At 64.3% G+C, this 16,521-nt stretch carries 12 protein-coding genes, 1 tRNA gene and 1 pseudogene; 8 read left to right on the forward strand and 6 right to left on the reverse strand.

The window, feature by feature from the left end; translation table 11 throughout:
- Positions 1 to 106 precede the first annotated feature (106 nt).
- Positions 107 to 1,462, forward strand: coding sequence for a TIGR03808 family TAT-translocated repetitive protein (locus H0241_RS34320; protein ID WP_181062139.1), 1,356 nt, complete (start codon positions 107 to 109; stop codon positions 1,460 to 1,462).
- On the opposite strand, the gene H0241_RS34325 is transcribed toward H0241_RS34320, so the two are convergent.
- Entirely contained in the window at positions 1,455 to 2,459 is a 1,005-nt protein-coding gene (locus tag H0241_RS34325; protein WP_181062140.1) for an asparaginase, read from the reverse strand. The genes H0241_RS34320 and H0241_RS34325 overlap by 8 nt on opposite strands.
- A 28-nt stretch (positions 2,460 to 2,487) precedes the next feature.
- Positions 2,488 to 3,654 (reverse strand): acetyl-CoA acetyltransferase, encoded by a 1,167-nt coding sequence (locus H0241_RS34330; RefSeq protein WP_181062141.1) that lies wholly within the window; start codon positions 3,652 to 3,654, stop codon positions 2,488 to 2,490.
- Between the two features lie 202 nt (positions 3,655 to 3,856).
- On the opposite strand from H0241_RS34330, the gene betI reads away from it, so the two are divergent.
- From betI to betB, 5 genes are all read left to right on the forward strand, one after another.
- Positions 3,857 to 4,447, forward strand: a complete 591-nt coding sequence (gene betI, locus H0241_RS34335; protein ID WP_181062142.1) for a choline-binding transcriptional repressor BetI — start codon at positions 3,857 to 3,859, stop codon at positions 4,445 to 4,447.
- Positions 4,448 to 4,455: 8 nt separating this feature from the next.
- A complete protein-coding gene (gene betC / locus H0241_RS34340) occupies positions 4,456 to 5,985 on the forward strand; it encodes a choline-sulfatase (protein WP_181062143.1) in 1,530 nt (509 codons plus the stop codon).
- Positions 5,982 to 6,983: a threonine/serine dehydratase gene (locus H0241_RS34345; protein ID WP_181062144.1), complete on the forward strand. Its 1,002-nt coding sequence runs from the start codon at positions 5,982 to 5,984 to the stop codon at positions 6,981 to 6,983. The genes betC and H0241_RS34345 overlap by 4 nt, the downstream gene beginning before the upstream one ends.
- Positions 6,976 to 8,628 (forward strand): choline dehydrogenase, encoded by a 1,653-nt coding sequence (gene betA / locus H0241_RS34350; protein WP_181062145.1) that lies wholly within the window; start codon positions 6,976 to 6,978, stop codon positions 8,626 to 8,628. The genes H0241_RS34345 and betA overlap by 8 nt, the downstream gene beginning before the upstream one ends.
- 103 nt (positions 8,629 to 8,731) lie before the next feature.
- On the forward strand, positions 8,732 to 10,195 hold the full coding sequence (gene betB, locus H0241_RS34355) for a betaine-aldehyde dehydrogenase (RefSeq protein ID WP_181062146.1): 1,464 nt from the start codon (positions 8,732 to 8,734) through the stop codon (positions 10,193 to 10,195).
- A gap of 180 nt (positions 10,196 to 10,375) precedes the next feature.
- Here the strand turns inward: betB and H0241_RS34360 are convergent, their stop codons facing one another.
- Positions 10,376 to 12,610: a mannose-1-phosphate guanylyltransferase/mannose-6-phosphate isomerase gene (locus tag H0241_RS34360; RefSeq protein WP_181062147.1), complete on the reverse strand. Its 2,235-nt coding sequence runs from the start codon at positions 12,608 to 12,610 to the stop codon at positions 10,376 to 10,378.
- Between the two features lie 50 nt (positions 12,611 to 12,660).
- On the reverse strand, positions 12,661 to 13,560 hold the full coding sequence (locus tag H0241_RS34365; RefSeq protein ID WP_181062148.1) for a LysR family transcriptional regulator: 900 nt from the start codon (positions 13,558 to 13,560) through the stop codon (positions 12,661 to 12,663).
- A gap of 98 nt (positions 13,561 to 13,658) precedes the next feature.
- Between H0241_RS34365 and H0241_RS34370 the strand changes: the two genes are divergently transcribed.
- The gene (locus tag H0241_RS34370) at positions 13,659 to 14,546 is read left to right on the forward strand and encodes an NmrA/HSCARG family protein (protein ID WP_181062149.1); all 888 of its coding nucleotides are present in this window, start codon (positions 13,659 to 13,661) and stop codon (positions 14,544 to 14,546) included.
- Positions 14,547 to 14,582: 36 nt separating this feature from the next.
- Here the strand turns inward: H0241_RS34370 and H0241_RS34375 are convergent, their stop codons facing one another.
- Complete coding sequence (locus H0241_RS34375; RefSeq protein WP_181062150.1) at positions 14,583 to 16,103, reverse strand: phosphomannomutase/phosphoglucomutase; 1,521 nt, start codon at positions 16,101 to 16,103, stop codon at positions 14,583 to 14,585.
- 200 nt (positions 16,104 to 16,303) lie between these two features.
- Between H0241_RS34375 and H0241_RS34380 the strand changes: the two genes are divergently transcribed.
- Positions 16,304 to 16,380: transfer RNA gene (locus tag H0241_RS34380), tRNA-Pro, on the forward strand.
- Between the two features lie 24 nt (positions 16,381 to 16,404).
- On the opposite strand, the pseudogene H0241_RS34385 reads toward H0241_RS34380, so the two are convergent.
- Positions 16,405 to 16,521, reverse strand: a pseudogene (locus H0241_RS34385) (IS630 family transposase); the annotation flags it as partial.

The raw sequence follows: 16,521 nt of genomic DNA on the forward strand, positions 1-16,521 counted from the left end.
CAAGCCACTTGCCGAGCCCGGTCATTGGCCGGACTATGGCCGGGCGAAGACCGCTGCGGCTGGCACGATTCCTGCGGTTGGCCTAGGGATCGCAAGGGATGTGCCAATGGTGAACAGACGAATGCTTCTGAAGGGGACGGCCGGCTTCGCCGTGCTCGGCCTTTCGCTGGGCAAGGCCTCGGCGAAGACGGCTACGCGCGGCTCGATCGACGCCACGGAACTTGGCCTGCAGCCGAACGCGCCGGACGACCAGAGCAAGGCCTTCGCCCGCATGCTTGCCGACGCCAGCGAGCACAACGCGCCGGTGTTCCTGCCGCCCGGAAATTATGTCGTCTCCAACCTGACCTTGCCCGCCCGTGTCAGGCTTTCCGGCGTGCCCGGAGCCTCGCGCATTCTTTATGGCGGCAACGGTCATTTGCTGACGGCCGAACAGGCCGAGCATATCGAACTCACCGGGCTGGTGTTCGACGGCGCCAACAACTGGCTGACCGATGACGCGCAAGGCCTGCTCGACCTGCGCCGCGTCGCTCATCTCGTCATCGACAATTGCCAGATTACAGGCAGCGGCAAGCACGGACTGGCGCTGGAGCACGCAGCCGGCCGCGTCGAGCGCTCGGAGATTTCGGGGGCTGCGGACGCCGGCATCTACTCGGTCGAAGCCGCCGGTCTGGCGATATCCAACAATACCGTGTCCGACTGCGGCAATGGCGGCATTCTGGTGCACCGCTGGCAGCAGGCCGAGGACGGCACCATCGTCAGCGGCAACCGCGTGCAGCGGATCGGTGCGCGCAGCGGCGGCACCGGCCAGAATGGCAATGGCATCAACGCCTTTCGCGCCGGCAATGTCTCCGTCACGGGTAACATCGTCTCGGACTGCGCCTTCTCGGCGATCCGCGCCAACAGCTCCAGCAATCTGACGATGACCGGCAACACCTGTTCGCGCTCGGGCGAAACCGCGCTCTATTCCGAATTCTCCTTCGAGGGCGCAATCATCGGCAACAACATCGTCGATGGTGCGGCCAACGGCATCTCGATCGTCAATTTCAACGAGGGCGGCCGCATGGGCGTGTGCTCGAACAACATCGTGCGCAATCTGTCGACCACAGGCCCCTACCCCGCCGATGCGCCGGGCTTCGGCGTCGGCATCAGCGTCGAGGCCGACACCACCGTCTCCGGCAATGTCATCGAGAACGCGCTGCTCTACGGCATGCAGATCGGCTGGGGCGCCTACATGCGCAATGTGGTGGCGACCGGAAACATCATCCGCAAGGCCGGAACCGGCATCGCCGTCACCGTGGTCGAGGGCGCCGGAAACGCCATCATTTCCGACAATGTCATCGATGGGGCCAAGAACGGCGCCATCATCGGCCAGCGCTGGGCCGAACCGGCGACCGGCGACCTCGCGCGGTCAAGCGACACCGGCTATGCGCATCTGACGGTCGAGCGAAACCGCGTCAGCTGAGCGCCGCTGTCGGCCGCAGCGAGCCAACCTTGGCGCCGATGCGGCTTTCGATCGGCGGATTGGCCTGTTCCAGAAGATTTGCCGCCAGCGCCTCGTCGGTGTTGAGGAGCTTGGCGAGCACAGCAGCAATCATCACCTCGGCGGCGCGGCCAGCGCCATCATCACATTTCAGCGCAATGCCAAGGCCAAGTTCCGGAACGGCGGCGCAATAGACGCCCTCGGCGCCGGTCTTGACGAAGATGCGGCCGGGCGCGGCTTGCATCAGCGCAACGTCGGCCTTGCCGGTGCCGGCGACCAGAAAGGGCTCGGCCATGCAGGCAGACAGCAGACGTTTGGCTGCCTTTGCACGTTGCGGCGCAAAACCCCTGCCCGTCGCCATGCGGGCAAAGCCCAGCGCAAAGCTCTTCAGCGGCACGGCATAGGTCGGGATCGAGCAGCCATCCGTCGCCCGGTCATCGGCATCGTGGGTGGCGCCGGTCACCGCCTGCATGGCGTCGCGCACCATCTCCTGAAAGGCGTGGCCTGCCTGGACGTAGCCGCGATGAGCAATGCCGGAATGCACACAGGTGCAGAGAAAGCCGGAATGCTTGCCGGAACAGTTGTTGTGGAGCGCGTTCGGCGAGCCGCCGGCGCGCGCCAGCGCAATCTCCGCACCATGGCTGGACGGCCAGTGCGCGCCGCATTCCAGCGCTGATTTGTCGAGGCCAGCCTTGGCCAGCATCGCTTGCGCTAGCTCAACATGGGCGGGTTCGCCCGAATGCGAGGCGCAGGCCAGCGCCAGTTCGCGGTCGCCGAAGCCGTACGCATCGGCGGTGCCGCTTTCGACCAGCGGCAGCGCCTGGATCGCCTTGACCGCCGAGCGGGGAAACACTGGCCGCGCCGTATCGCCGATCTCCAGGACAGGCTTGCCGTCGCCATCGAAGATTGCGACAGCGCCGCGATGGGCGCTCTCGACGATCGCGCCGCGCAAGACTTCGACCAGAACCGGATTTGTCATAAGCTGCCCCGAAAAATACGGGCTGCTTCTACCTGATCCGGTCGAGGATTGAAACGTAGTTGGCGACGGCAGCGCCACCCATGTTGAAGATGCCGCCGAGCTTTGCGCCCGGCACCTGGATGCCGCCGGCCTCGCCGGTCAACTGCATGGCTGACAGCACATGCATCGACACGCCGGTAGCGCCGATCGGATGGCCCTTGGCCTTCAACCCGCCGGACGGATTGACCGGCAGCCTGCCGTCCTTGGCTGTCGTGCCGTCGAGCGCCAGCTTGGCGCCCTCGCCCGGCTTGGCCAGCCCCATCGCCTCATATTCGATCAGCTCGGCAATGGTGAAGCAGTCATGCGTCTCGACGAAGGAGAGGTCGTCGAGCGTCACACCTGCCTTTTTCAAGGCCTGGTTCCAAGCCTGCTCGCAGCCTTCGAAAGACAGGATGTCGCGCTTCGACATCGGCAGGAAATCCTGGACATGTTCGTTGGCGCGGAAGGCGACAGCGCGGCGCATCTTCAGCGCCGTCGATGTGTCGGTGAGGACAAGAGCGGCTGCGCCGTCGGAGACCAGCGAACAGTCGGTGCGCTTCAGTGGCCCAGCGACGAAGGGGTTCTTCTCGCTTTCCTGGCGGCAGAACTCGTAGCCGAAATCCTTGCGCATCTGCGCGTACGGATTGTCGACGCCGTTCTTGTGGTTCTTGGCAGCGATCATCGCCAACGCGTCCGACTGGTCGCCATAGCGCTGGAAATAGGCCTGCGCGATCTTGCCGAAGACGCCGGCAAAGCCGGCCGGCGTCTCGCCCTCCTCCGGCAGATAGGAGGCCTTGAGCAGGTTCTTGCCGATCTCGGGACCGGGCGTCGTCGTCATCTGCTCGGCGCCGACGACCAGCACGATGCGGGCGGCATTGGCATCGATGGCGCGGATGCCTTGGCGGACGGCGGCCGAGCCGGTGGCGCAAGCGTTCTCGACCCGGGTCGCCGGCTTGAAGCGCAGCCGGTCGTCAGCCTGCAACACGAGGCTGGCGGTAAAATCCTGCGGGGAAAAGCCGGCATTGAAGTGGCCGAGCACGATCTCGTCGACTTCGTCCGGGCCGATGCCGGCATGGTCGAGCGCGTCGACCGCGACCTTGGTGATAAGGCCTTCCAGCGTCTCGCCTTCCAGCTTGCCGAAGCGCGAATGCGCCCAGCCAACGATGCATGCGGTCATGGCGGTCTCCATCCTTGGCGCCAGCCTAGCATGTGGGCTCATGGCGCAGTTCGCCTTTATTGTTCAAATATAAACAATCGCTACCGCATCGAAAAGGGCCGCACGCCGACAATCGCTTGGTGCAGGCTGCAATCGAGTCGATTTTTTGTTGATTGACGGATCAATAAAAAATAATCATGGAGGCCAAGAGCCGGGAACAACAATGCCGAAAGTCGGAATGGAACCGTTGCGCCGCAGGGCGCTCATCGACGCGACGATCTCGGCGATCGGCGAGCGCGGCTCGCTCGACGTGACCATGTCGGAGATTGCCGGCCGCGCCGGCGTATCCTCGGCGCTTGCCCATCACTATTTCGGCGCCAAGGATGAACTGCTGCTGGCGACGATGCGGCACATACTGGCAGAACTGACCATCGACATGCGGCGCGCTCTGCAATCTGCCGGCTCGCCGCGCGAACGTGTCTCGGCCGTGGTGGCCGTCAACTTCTCCGACATCCAGTTCCAGCCGGAAACCATCGCCGCATGGCTCGCCTTCTATGTCGAGGCGCAAAAATCATCGGCCTTGCGCCGACTGCTCAGGGTCTATGCGCGGCGGCTGCATTCCAACCTGATGAGCGGGCTGACCGGCATCTTGCCGCGTAGCGAAGCCGACCGCGCGGCGGAAGCGACCGCGGCGATGATCGACGGGCTCTACATCAGGCGCGCGCTGAAGGATGGCGTGCCGGATGCGGCGACCGCGATCGCGCTGGTCGAGGACTATCTGGAAATCAAACTCGGCGGGCGGCAGACACAGTGACAGCCTCAGTGACACCCACGCGACCCAACATACTGATCGTCATGGTCGATCAGCTCAACGGCACGCTGTTTCCCGACGGGCCGGCGGACTTCCTACATGCGCCGCATCTGAAGGCGTTGGCCGCGCGCGCGGCACGTTTCCAGAACAATTATACGGCCTCGCCGCTCTGCGCGCCCGGCCGCGCCGCCTTCATGAGCGGGCAATTGCCGTCGCGCACCGCAGTCTATGACAACGCCGCCGAGTTCGCTTCCTCGATCCCGACCTTCGCCCATCATCTGCGCGCCGCCGGCTACTACACCTGCCTGTCGGGCAAGATGCATTTCGTCGGGCCTGACCAGTTGCACGGTTTCGAGGAGCGGTTGACCACCGACATCTATCCCGCCGATTTCGGCTGGACGCCGGATTACCGCAAGCCCGGCGAGCGCATCGACTGGTGGTATCACAATCTGGGCTCGGTGACCGGCGCAGGGACCGCCGAGATCACCAACCAGATGGAGTATGACGACGAAGTCGCCTTCCATGCGGTGCAAAAACTCTACGACCTTGCCCGCACCTCCGACGATGCGGCCAGCCGGCCCTGGTGCGTGACGATCTCCTTCACCCACCCGCACGACCCCTATGTCACACGGCGGCAATATTGGGATCTCTATGAAGACTGTCCGGCGCTTGAGCCGGAAGTGGGTTTCATCTCCTATGCCGATCAGGACCCGCATTCGCAACGGCTTTACCGCGCCAGCGACTACGACAGTTTCAACATTACGCCAGAGCAGATCCGCCGCTCGCGGCGCGGCTACTTCGCCAACATTTCCTATCTCGACGACAAGATCGGCGAGCTGATGTCGGTGCTGGAGCGCACGCGTATGCTGGACGACACCATCATCCTGTTCTGCTCCGACCATGGCGACATGCTTGGCGAGCGCGGCCTTTGGTTCAAAATGAATTTTTTCGAGGGCTCGGCGCGAGTGCCTTTGATGATCGCCGGCAAGGGTATTCCCGCCGGGCTGGTCGACGCGCCGGTTTCCAATCTCGACGTGACGCCGACGCTGTGCGATCTCGCCGGCATCGACATCTCCGCGATCGCGCCGTGGACGGACGGCCAGTCATTGCTGCCATTGCTCGAGGGCACGAAACGCGATGCCCCGGTGCTGATGGAATATGCCGCCGAGGGGTCCAACGCGCCATTGGTGGCGATCCGCGACGGCCGCTACAAATTCATCCATTGCGAGATCGACCCGCCGCTTCTGTTCGATCTCGAAGCCGACCCGCGCGAGCTAACCAATCTTGCCACCGATCCGGCGCATGCCGATCTGGTGGCGGCCTTCACAGGCGCGGTACGAGCGCGCTGGGATATGGCCGCCTTCGACGCCGCCGTGCGCGCCAGCCAGGCGCGACGCTGGGTGGTCTATCCGGCGCTGCGCAACGGCACGCACTACCCCTGGGAATTCCAGCCGCTGCAAAAGGCGTCGGAACGCTACATGCGCAACCACATGAATCTCGACAATCTCGAGGAACAGAAACGCTTTCCGCGAGGCGAATGATGACCATTCTTGTCCCGTCCCTCGATCATCTTAAGCAGGCCTATGCGGTGACGTCGCAGGCGACGCAGATCACGCCTTTGCTGGAATCGGCGGCACTCGCCAAGGAGACCGGTGCTGCCCGCGTCTTCATCAAGCCGGAATCGCTGCAATGGGCGGGATCGTTCAAGGTGCGCGGCGCCTATTGGCGGCTGAAACAGTTGTCGCCGAATGAAGCCAGGAAGGGCGTCGTCGCCTACTCCTCGGGCAATTTCGCGCAAGGGCTGGCGGCCGCCGGCCAGGCGCTCGGCATTCCCGTCACCATCGTCATGCCGATCGACGCGCCGGCAGCCAAGCGCGATGCTACTGCCGGTTATGGCGCGCGTGTCGTGCTGACCGATCATGGCGATCGCGCTCGTGAGGAAGTCGCCGCCGCCAAGGCGCGCGAGATCGCCGAGACCGAAGGGCTGGCCCTGCTGCATCCGTTCGACGATCCGGAGATCGTTGCCGGCCAGGCCGGCGCCGGGCTCGAAGCACTGGAGCAGCTCGGGGCGAAGGACGCCAGCGCCGACCTGTTGTTCTGCTCGGTCGGCGGCGGCGGATTGATCGGCGGCGTGTCGCTCGCCTTCCACTATCTGTCGCCGGCAACCGAGATCATCGGCGTCGAGCCGGAAGGGTTCAACGGCATGGGCTCGTCGCTGGCACATGGCGCCATCGAGACCATGCCGATCGCGCCGAAGTCGATCTGCGACGGGCTGATGTCGCGTCGGCCGGGCGACGCGCCCTTCGCTGCGGTCAAGACCGCCGGCGTGCGCGGCATCACCGTCGACGACGCATCGGTACGGCGGGCAATGAAGATCGCCTTCGAGCGGATGAAGCTGGTGCTGGAGCCGTCGGGCGCCGCGTCGCTGGCGGCGTTGCTCGGCGGCAAGGTGGATGTGGCGGGCAAAACCGTCCTGGTTGTGGCTACCGGCGGCAATGTTTCGCTCGCCGATTTCATGGCGCATATGAACCATGCTTGAAGCAGATTTCGTCATCATCGGCTCCGGCTCGGCCGGCTCGGCCATTGCCTATCGCCTGTCGGAAGACGGCAAGCATTCGGTCATCGTCATCGAGTTTGGCGGCACCGATATCGGGCCGCTGATCCAGATGCCGTCGGCCCTTTCCATCCCCCTCAACATGAGCCTCTACGACTGGGGCTTCGCCAGCGAGCCGGAGCCACATCTCGGCGGCCGCGTGCTGGCGACGCCACGGGGCAAGGTGATCGGCGGCTCGTCCTCGATCAACGGCATGGTCTATGTGCGCGGCCACGCCCGCGACTTCGACCACTGGGCCGAACAGGGGGCGGCCGGCTGGGGCTTTGCCGACGTGCTGCCCTACTTCAAGCGGATGGAAGACAATCACGGCGGCGAGGATGGCTGGCGCGGCCACGGTGGACCGCTGCACGTCCAGCGCGGTCCGCGAAAGAATCCGCTCTACGGCGCGTTCGTCGAGGCCGGCCGTCAGGCGGGTTTTGAGCTGACCGACGACTACAATGGTTCGAAGCAGGAAGGCTTCGGACCGATGGAGCAAACCGTTCGCGGTGGCCGCCGCTGGTCGGCGGCATCAGCCTATCTGAAGCCGGCTCTCAAGCGGCAAAATGTCAGTGTGGTCAAAGGCTTCGCTCGCCGGGTGATCATCGAGAATCAGCGCGCGGTCGGTGTCGAGATCGAAGCTCACAAACAGATTCAAGTCGTTAAGGCGCGACGCGAGGTGATCGTCGCCGCCTCGTCGATCAATTCGCCCAAGATCCTGATGCTGTCCGGCATCGGCCCGGCCGCGCATCTCGCCGAAAACGGCATCGAGGTCGTGGCCGACCGTCCCGGCGTCGGCCGCAATCTGCAGGATCATATGGAGCTCTACATCCAGCAGGAATCGACCCAGCCGATCACGCTGAACTCGGTGCTGAACCCGTTCTCCAAGGCCTTGATCGGGGCGCAGTGGCTGTTCTTCAAGACCGGTCTCGGCGCCACCAACCATTTCGAGGCAGCGGCCTTCGTGCGCTCGCAGGCCGGCGTCGACTACCCCGATATCCAATACCATTTCATCCCGGCGGCGGTGCGCTATGACGGCAAGGCGGCGGCGAAGGCGCATGGCTTCCAGGCGCATGTCGGGCCGATGCGTTCGAAGTCGCGCGGCTCGGTGACGTTGCGCTCGCCCGAGCCCAAAGCGACGCCGGTGATCCGCTTCAACTACATGTCGCATCCAGACGACTGGACCGAGTTCCGCCACTGCATCAGGCTGACCCGCGAGATCTTCGGCCAGAAGGCTTTCGACAGTTTCCGCGGCAAGGAAATCTCGCCGGGTTCGCACGTCCAGTCGGACGAGGATCTCGACGCCTTCATCCGGGATCATGCCGAGAGTGCCTACCACCCGTGCGGCACCTGCAAGATGGGCCGCGCCGATGACATCATGAGCGTGGTCGATCCGGAGTGCCGGGTCATCGGTGTCGACGGCCTGCGTGTCGCGGACTCCTCGATCTTTCCGCGCGTCACCAACGGCAACCTCAACGCGCCGTCGATCATGACGGGCGAGAAGGCATCCGACCACATCCTTGGCCGCACGCCGCTGGCGCCGTCCAACCAGGAACCCTGGATCAATCCGCGCTGGCAGGTCGCAGATCGATAGGGCATTGTCGGGCGGACTGCTTCCGCCAAACTAAAGTGCTACAGCGACCTTTGCGCGTCCAAGAGGACGCGCGGCGCTGTAGGAAGATCATTGGAGAATTCTTATGCGCGCCCAGCCAACGGCATCGCACTATGTCAACGGCCGCTACATCGAGGACGAAGGCGGCGCGCCGCTGCCGGTGATCTATCCAGCGACGGGTGAGATCATCGCCACGCTGCATTCTGCGACGCCGAATGTTCTGGAGCTGGCGATCGAGGCGGCAAGGGCAGCGCAACCTGCCTGGGCGCGGATGAAGCCGGTGGAGCGCGGCCGCATCCTGCGCCGCGCCGCCGACATTCTGCGCGCCCGCAACGCCGATCTCGCCCGCATCGAGACGCTGGACACCGGCAAGGCAATCCAGGAAACGCTGGTGGCGGATGCGCCTTCGGCGGCCGACTGCCTCGAATATTTCGGCGGCGCGGTCGCTGCCTTCAACGGCGAGGCCATTGATCTCGGTGGACCCTTTGCCTATACGCGGCGCGAGGCGCTGGGTGTGTGCGTCGGCATCGGTGCCTGGAACTACCCGATCCAGATCGCCGGCTGGAAATCCGCGCCCGCGCTCGCCATGGGCAACGCCATGGTGTTCAAGCCGTCGGAGAACACGCCACTGTCGGCGCTGGCGCTGGCCGAGATCTACTCGGAGGCCGGCCTGCCCGACGGGCTGTTCAACGTCGTGCAAGGCTATGGCGATGTCGGCGCCGGCCTCGTCGGCCATGATGTCGTTGCAAAAGTCTCGGTCACCGGCTCGGTGCCGACCGGCCGCAAGGTGCTGTCGCTCGCCGGCTCGAAGATGAAGCACGCGACGATGGAGCTCGGCGGCAAGTCGCCGCTGATCGTCTTCGATGACGCCGATCTCGAAAACGCCATTGGCGGCGCCATGCTCGGCAATTTCTACTCGACCGGCCAGATCTGCTCCAACGGCACGCGCGTCTTCGTGCAGAGCGGCATCCACGACCGCTTCGTCGACCGGTTGGTCGAGCGGACGAAAAAGATCCGCATCGGCGATCCGCTCGATCCGGAGACGCAGATGGGCCCGCTGGTCAACAAGGCGCAGCAGGAAAAGGTCGTCTCCTACATCAAGGCCGGCCAGCAGGATGGCGCGACGCTTGCCTGCGGCGGCAATGTGCCATCGCTGCAAGGGTTCGACGGCGGCTTCTTCGTCGAGCCGACGGTGTTCACCGGTGTCACGGACACCATGCGCATTGCGCGTGAGGAGATTTTCGGGCCGGTGATGAGCGTGCTGAAATTCGACGGCGAGGACGAGGTGATCGACCGCGCCAACGACACCGAGTTCGGCCTCGCCGCCGGTGTGTTCACCCGCGACCTGCAGCGCGCGCATCGCGTCATCGCCGAGCTGCAGGCCGGCACGTGCTGGATCAACGCCTACAATCTGACGCCGGTGGAAATCCCGTTCGGTGGGGTCAAGCAGTCCGGCATCGGGCGCGAGAATTCGCTGGCGGCGCTGGCGCTCTATTCGCAGCTGAAGGCGGTGTATGTCGAGACCGGGGATGTGGCGAGCCCGTATTGACTGGCGAAAGCAGGCGAGCGCGTAATCTCCCCCCTTGAGGGGGAGATGTCGCCGAAGGCGACAGAGGGGGTCGCCGCGCGTGGAGCGCCAGCCTCATCGGTCGCAAGAAGGCCGCATCCAGTCGAACCGACCCCTTCTGGCCTGCCGGCCATTTCCCCCTCGAGGGGGAGATAAGCAGCCTCACCCCTCCGCAGTCCCATCCAGATACTGCGTCAGCGCGCAGACCAGATGATAAAAAATGCTGGCCGGCACGTCACTTGCGAGCGAACGTCCGCGTTCGTCGATGCGGTCGATCCACAGGCCGAGCGGCGCCGGGTCGATGTGCCAGCGGAACAGCCGGCCGACGCGCGCCTCGATCTCGGGCTTGAGATCGGGACCGCCTGAACCATCAAGCGCGATCGCCGCCTTGATCGCTTCGGCCTGCGGCCAGCTGCGCGACACCAGGTCGAGCGGCAGGCCCTGTCTTGAGACAGCGCCGTAGGCAAGGCCGGTGGCGCGGTTGAGGCCGTTGGCAATGGCCGAGGCATAGAGCTTGCGTGCGAAGCCGCTCAACTCGCTCTGGCCGCTGCGGGCGGCGAAGTCGGTGAGCAGCGAGGCCCATTCGAAATGGTGGCCGGGCTCTGTCCATGTGCCTTTCTCGCCGGCAGCTGGTTTCCAGCCGGCATCGAAAAATTCGCCGAGCGTCCAGCTCTCGGCATCGAAGAAATGGCTGCGGAAGAGGTCGATGATGCGGGCCGCGCGGCGCAGATAAGTGCGGTCGCCCGTCGCCTCGTGCCAGGCCAGGAAGGCTTCGAGCAGATGCATATGCGGGTTGGAGCGCCGTTCGCCCTCGCCGTCCGACGTCTCGAGGAAGCCGGTCATGCGGCTGTCCTCGAGATGCGCGTCGAGGAACACGAAGGTCTCCTGGCCCAGCCGAAGCGCCTCGGGGTTGCCACACATATGCGCATGCGCCAGCGCCAGCAGCACGCAGGAATGGTCGTAGGCGTCCTCGGTGGCGTCGGCGACGGAACCGTCGACATTGAGCGTGCGCACCCAGCCGCCTCTGTCGGTGCGGCCCTTGCCCGACATAAAGGCGATGCCGTGGGCAATCAGGCGGTCCGCCGGACCGTCCCAGCCGCGCGCCTTGGCGACGGCAAAGGCATAGACTTGCCTCGCCGTCGTGCGCATGCGCTTGGGCTTCATCAGCGGCTTGGCATCGAAGCCGAGCGCCTCGTGAAAACCGCCATGGCGCTCGTCGACGCCGGCCGTCGACCACAGCGGCAAGGTCTCTTCGAACAGCCAGTGATGCACGCGCCGCCGCCAGGCGCCACTTTCGATGACGCGGTCATGCGCGGGCGTAAACCTGGTTTCCAGCCGGCCGCTCTTTTCCAGCTGCTCGACGATCTTCTTGACGTGCTGGCTGTGGCTGACCGGGGCGACGAAGGTGGCATCCGCGGTCGAGACGATGGCGACGTCCTTCATACCGATCGCCGACAAAAGCCGACCGTCGCTGCGGATATAGGAGTTCTCGCAATCGATGGCGACGACATCGCCGACGACGACGTTGCCCTTGGCATCGGCAGGGCCGACATCGAGCAGCGACTGCCAGGAACCGAGATCGTTCCAGCGGAAGCCGGCCGGCACCATGGCGATGTCCTTGGCCCGCTCCATGATGGCGTAGTCGATCGAATTCGAGGGGATGGCGGCGTAGAGCTCCAGCGGCATATAGAGGCCGGACAGGTCCGACATCGCCGCTTTGTAGGCCACTTCGGTGGCTTGCCAGATATCCGGCTGGAACGCCGCGAAGGCATCGCGCATGGCGCCGGCGCGAAACAGGAAAATGCCGGTGTTCCAGTAGAAGGTGCCAGCCTTGAGATAGCTCTGGGCGGTGGCGAGGTCAGGCTTCTCGACGAAGCGCGAGACGTCGAAGACGCCACCACTCTCGGCTGCAACCTCGATATAGCCGTAGCCGGTTTCGGGCTGCGTCGGCTTGATGCCGAATACCACCAGTCGGCCGGCAAGCGCGGCCTCGCTGCCCGCCTCGATGCTTTGCCAGAATTGCTTGGGCGTGGCGATCTCGTGGTCGGACGGCACCACCAGAACCAGGCTGTCGCCGAATTCTGAGAGCGTGCGCAGCGCGGCAAGCGCGACCGCGGCGGCGGTGTTGCGGCCGGTGGGTTCGAACAGCCGGCCACCGCCTGAAAGGTCGAGACCGGCAAGGTCGGCATGGACGCGCTCGGCATGGCGCTCGGCGGCGATCAGGAAGATCGGCGTCTCGCCTTCCGGCCGCGCCGTCAGCCGGCGCAAGGTCTTGGCCAGCATCGAACCGTCGCCGGACAGGTCGTGGAACTGCTTGGGGTTGTCCTCGCGCGACAACGGCCAGAGCCGCGAACCGACGCCGCCGCTCATGACAAAACTGACGATGCGCTCGGTCATTCGGGTCTCGTGCTCAAGAGTTGTTGGTCGATTGGGTAGCACGCATGCCTTTAAGCCGTATTTACCTGGCTGGAAATCCGCTCGGCTGCCAGCTCGATGAAGGCCTTGACCAGAGGCGAAAGGTGACGGCTGCTCGGATAGAGAACGTGGAGGCCACCAGCCGGCGTCGTATGCTCCTTGAGAACGCGCCGCAACCGCCCTTCATTGATCAACCCCTCGGCAAGCACGTGGGGCAATTGGGCGATGCCGAAGCCGGCAAGCGTCGCTGCAATGACCGCCTGCATCTCATTGGCGGCGAAGCGGCCAGCCACGGCGACCGTCTCCTGGCCGCGCGGCCCATCCAGCACCCAGTGGGCACCCGACGTCGATGGACCAGCGACGACGCATTGATGGCGCGCGAGATCCACCGGCTCTTCCGGCACTCCGTGGCGCGCGAGATAGTCCGGGCTGGCGCAGAGCAGCCTGTGGGTGGAGCCGAGCTTGCGGGCGATCAGCGTCGAATCCTGAAGCACTCCGGTGCGGAAAGCGAGATCGATACCGTCCTCGACCAGATTGAGCCTGTCGTCGGTCAGCCGGAGCTCGACCTTGGTCTTTGGATACATTTTGAGAAAGTCGACCACGGCGGGGGTAAGGAAATGGCCGCCGAAGCCGACCGGGGCCGAAATGCGAATCGTGCCCGACGGCTCCGCCCTGGTTTCGGCAAGGCGCAGATTGGCTTCCTCGATCGTCCGCAGCGCCTGGCTGCTCTGCTCGTAATAGAGACGCCCGGCATCCGTCATGTTGAGGCTACGCGTCGTGCGCTGCAGCAGGCGGACCCCAACCTCGCGCTCAAGCGCGGCAACGCGGCGGCTGACCGTCGTCTTGGGCATGGCCAGCAGGCGCGCCGCAGCGGTGAAGCTGCCGGCTTCGACGACGCGAGCAAATACGACGATGTCGTTGAGGTCGAGCATTGTATCCAAAAACGGGACGAAGTTTTCCAATTATAGGCAATTATGCATCAATGCGACAGACCCTAATTTTGCTCCAGCCAACACAAAGGAGCAGAGCCATGATCAGCAAACTAACCATTCTGGTGACCGGTGCTACCGGCCAGCAAGGCGGCGCGGTGGCGCGCGCTCTGCTGTCGAAAGGACATCGGGTGAAGGCGCTGACGCGCAAGCCAGACAGCGAAGCCGCTCGGCATTTGGCGGCGGCGGGCGCCGAAGTTGTAGCCGGGGATCTCGCCGATAGAGCCTCCGTCGTGAGGGTCGCTGAAGGCGTCGACACCATGTTCCTGATGGGCAACAGCTATGAGGCTGGCATGGAAGAAGAAACCCGCCAAGGGATTCTTGCCGCCGATGCGGCGAAGGCTGCCGGCGTCGGGCATCTGATTTATTCATCAGTTGCCAGTGCCGACAAGAAAACCGGTATCCCGCATTTCGAAAGCAAGTATCTCGTCGAGAAACATGTCGCCGGGCTCGGCATCCCCTACACGATCAGCGCGCCGGTCGCCTTCATGGAGAATGTCGTCGCGCCGTGGTCGATCAGCGCGCTCAGCCAGGGCAATTATGCCTTCGCGGTGCCGCCGAAGCGCGTCCTTCAGCTGGTCGCTCTGGCTGACATCGGCGCCTTCGTTGCGGCCTTGGCCGAGCGGCGCGAACAAGTGTTCGGCAACCGCTTCGATTTCGCCGGGGACGAATTGTCGGGCGAAGAGGAGGCGAAAATCCTGTCGGAGGTCATCGGGCGCCCGATCGGCTATCAGGAAATCCCGATCGCCGTGGCTCGCCAGCAAAGCGAGGATGCGGCACGGATGTTCGAGTGGTTCGACCGCGTCGGCTACGACGTCGATATCGCCGCCCTGCACAGGGAATTTCCGGAGGTCGGCTGGCACAGTTTTGCCGACTGGGCGCGCGAGTTCGACTGGAGTGTGCTTGGGCAGGCGACTTCCGCCGCCTGACATTCTGGGGCCTGAGCCGAAAACGTAGCCTTGAACCTAGAAAGTCTGGTTGTAGGCGCCGACGTCCGGGCTTCGGCGCAGCACGGCGTCGACGGCCTCGAACATCTGTCGGCGGCGCTCGGACGATACCGGGCTTTCGACAACCACGACAAGCTCCGGCTTGTTCGACGATGCCCGCACCAGGCCCCAGGTGCCATCCTCGGCCACGACCCGCACGCCGTTGACGGTGATGAGGTCTGATATCTTCTGGCCGGCAAAGGTCTCGCCATCGCGCTGCATCGCCCGGAAGTCCGCCACCACCCGCTCGACCACGCCGTATTTCACCTCGTCGGCGCAATGCGGCGACATGGTCGGCGTGCCATAGGTCAGCGGCAGGGCGCGGTAGAGATCGGCCATCGAACTTTTTGGGTTGCGGTCGAGCATCTCACAAATGGCGATGGCAGTGATGAGGCCGTCATCGTAGCCGCGGCCGATCGGCGGGTTGAAAAAGAAATGGCCTGACTTTTCGAAGCCGGCAACGGCGCCGAGCTCGGCAACGCGGCGCTTGATATAGGAATGGCCGGTCTTCCAGTAATCGGTGACGGCGCCATTGGCGCGTAGCACATTGTCGGTGTTGAACAGCCCGGTCGACTTGACGTCGACGACGAAGGTCGAGCCGGGATACTGACTGGAAATGTCGCGCGCGAGCATGACGCCGACCTTGTCGGCGAAGATCTCGTTGCCTTCATTGTCGACTACGCCGCAACGGTCGCCGTCGCCGTCGAAGCCCAGCCCGACATCGGCGCCGGTCTCCAGGACCTTGTCGCGGATAGCATGCAGCATTTGCATGTCCTCGGGGTTGGGGTTGTAGCGCGGAAAAGTGTGGTCGAGTTCGACGTCGAGCGGGATCACCTCGCAACCGATGCGTTCCAGCGCCTGCGGCGCAAAAGCGCCGGCGGTGCCGTTGCCGCAGGCGGCCACCACCTTAAGCTTTCGCGCGATGCGCTTGTCGCCGACAAGGTCATCGAGATAGGTCTCGCGAAAATCGGAGACGAATTCGTAGGAGCCGCCGCCGGCAAGATCGAAGTCGCCGGCCAGCACGATCTGTTTCAGCGCGCTCATTTCCTCCGGCCCGAAAGTCAGCGGCCGCGCCGCGCCCATCTTGACCCCGGTCCAGCCATTCTCATTGTGCGAGGCGGTGACCATGGCAACCGACTGGGTGTCGAGCGCGAACTGGGCAAAATAGGCCATTGGCGACAGCGCCAGGCCAATGTCTTTTACCCTGGCGCCCGCAGCCATCAGGCCGGAGATCAGCGCCAGCTTGATGCCAAGCGAATAGGCGCGGAAATCATGCCCGGTGACGATGTCAGGCCCGGCGCCCAGGCGGCGTATCAAAGTGCCCAGCCCCATACCGAGCGCCTGGACACCAATCAGGTTCAACTCCGGTGGCTGCGCAGAGCCGGCATGCCCGAACCACCAGCGCGCATCATATTCACGAAATCCGGACGCCTTGATCAGCGCTTCGGTTTCGAATTCGAAGCTGTTGGGCCGGGCGTCGCCAACGATTTTCAGGGGCAAGGCAGCAGAGCTCCAGATGGCGAAAACACGATTTATCGAGGCTGCGGCTTAGCACGCAAGGCTTTAAGGCGGGTTTATCCCGGGGAGGAAATCCAAGCTTTGCGGCAATGCCCGACGAAAGCGAAGGAAATGCGACAGAAGCGCTGCCATTGCCGCTTGCAGGAACGGAATGCGGCAGCTATAAGCCCGCGGTCTGGTCACGGAGTGTAGCGCAGCCTGGTAGCGCACCTCGTTCGGGACGAGGGGGTCGCAGGTTCAAATCCTGCCACTCCGACCAGAAAAAACAGACACTTAGAGTCTTTCACGTTTTGATGGAAGCGTATCCGGCGTTTTCGAAGTAGTTCTTGCATTCGCCGGGTTCGATTGTTTCGACGAGGTGGCCGATGTGGCGCCAAGTGTCCTCGACGGTTCGCTTCTG

The sequence above is a fragment of the Mesorhizobium neociceri genome (assembly GCF_013520985.1).
In the GTDB taxonomy this organism is placed as follows: Bacteria; Pseudomonadota; Alphaproteobacteria; order Rhizobiales; family Rhizobiaceae; genus Mesorhizobium; species Mesorhizobium neociceri.